2 protein-coding genes are annotated in these 1,771 nt (G+C 69.2%); both read left to right on the top strand.

The genetic code is table 11. The annotated features are described in order from the left end of the window. Window positions 1-685 (top strand): ATP-binding cassette domain-containing protein (locus CCN56_RS40020; RefSeq protein ID WP_143664824.1); only part of this gene is annotated, 685 nt, incomplete at its 5' end. Further along, window positions 682-1,771, top strand: a 1,090-nt coding sequence (locus CCN56_RS40025; protein WP_086832481.1) for an ABC transporter permease, incomplete at its 3' end; no start/stop codon positions are given. The genes CCN56_RS40020 and CCN56_RS40025, both read left to right, overlap by 4 nt.

Here is a 1,771-nt window from a genome sequence, read left to right on the forward strand (position 1 = left end):
CGTCGAGGGCAACGGCCAGACCGAGCTCATCGAGGCCCTGATGGGCATGTCCACCCCCGACGCGGGCGTCATCAGCCTCGACGGCGAGGACATCTCCAAGGTCTCGGTGCGCAAGCGCCGCGAGGGCGGCATCGGCTACATCCCCGAGGACCGCCACCGCCACGGCCTGCTCCTGGAGGCCCCCCTCTGGGAGAACCGCATCCTCGGCCACGTCACCGAGGCCCCCAACTCCAAGCGCGGCATCCTCGACCCGAAGGCCGCCCGCAAGGACACCGAGCGGATCGTGCGCGAGTACGACGTCCGCACCCCCGGCATCGACGTCACCGCGGCCTCCCTCTCCGGCGGCAACCAGCAGAAGCTGATCGTCGGCCGCGAGATGAGCCACGGCCCCAAGTTCCTGATCGCCGCCCACCCCACCCGCGGTGTGGACGTCGGCGCGCAGGCGCAGATCTGGGACGCGATCCGGGACGCCCGCCGCGAGGGCCTCGCGGTGCTGCTGATCTCCGCCGACCTCGACGAGCTGATCGGCCTCTCCGACACCCTCCGGGTCATGTACCGCGGCAAGCTCGTCGCGGACGCCGACCCCGCCACCATCACGCCCGAGCAGCTGGGCTCCGCCATGACCGGCGCGGCCACCGGCCACCTCGAAGGCACCGAGCAGCCCGAAGACGGTGACGCCCGATGAAGAAAATCGACAAGGACAAGCTGATCATCGGCGCCGCCGGCCCGGTGCTCGCCCTGGTCACCTCCTTCGTGCTCACCGTCCTGGTGCTGCTCGCGACGGGCCTCGACCCGATCGAGCCGATCCGGCTGATGATCGAGAACGCCGGGTACTCCGACGTCCAGGTCCTCATCGTCAACCAGACGGGGATCTACTACCTGGCGGCCCTGGCCGTGGCCATCGGCTTCCGGATGAACCTCTTCAACATCGGCGTCGAGGGCCAGTACCGCCTCGCCGCGATGGTCTCGGCGCTCGTCGGCGCGGCCGTCGACCTGCCCGGTCCGCTGCACATCCTGCTGATCGTGCTCGTCGCCATCGTGACCGGTGCCGTCTGGGCCGGTATCGCGGGCGTCCTGAAGACCACCCGCGGTGTCTCCGAGGTCGTCTCCACGATCATGCTCAACGCCATCACCACCTCCCTGGTGGCCTGGCTGATCCTGCCGAAGAACTTCGGCGTCCAGCCCGCCGGCTCCAACGACCTCACCACCGGTCAGATCCCCGAGTCCGGCTGGTTCCCCGGCATCGACATGGCCGAGGGCGGCCAGATCTACGGCTTCACCTTCGTCGCGCTCGCGCTCGGCGTCGTCTACTGGTTCATGCTCAACCGCACCCGCTTCGGCTTCGACCTGCGCGCCACCGGTGAGAGCGAGTCCGCGGCCCAGGCCAGCGGCGTCGACGCCAAGAAGATGATCCTCACCGCGATGCTGATCTCGGGCGGCCTCGCCGGTCTGGCCGGCATGCCGATCCTGCTCGGCGAGTCGCACACGTACAGCCTGGCCTTCCCGGTCAACGTCGGCTTCACCGCCATTACCGTCGCGCTGCTCGGCCGCAACCACCCGGTCGGCATCCTCTTCTCGGCCCTCCTCTTCGCGTTCCTCGACAAGGCGTCCTCCAGCCTGGACGTCGCGGGTTACCCGAAGGAGATCACCGAGATCATGCAGGGCATCATCGTGATCGCCGTGGTCGTCTCCTACGAGCTCGTCCGCCGTTACGGCCTCCGCCGACAGCAGCAGAAGGTCGGCGAGGAGCTCGCCGCCGGCGGCGCCATCA

The sequence above is a fragment of the Streptomyces sp. NRRL B-24572 genome (genome assembly GCF_002156145.1).
Classification (GTDB): Bacteria; Actinomycetota; Actinomycetes; order Streptomycetales; family Streptomycetaceae; genus Streptomyces; species Streptomyces vietnamensis.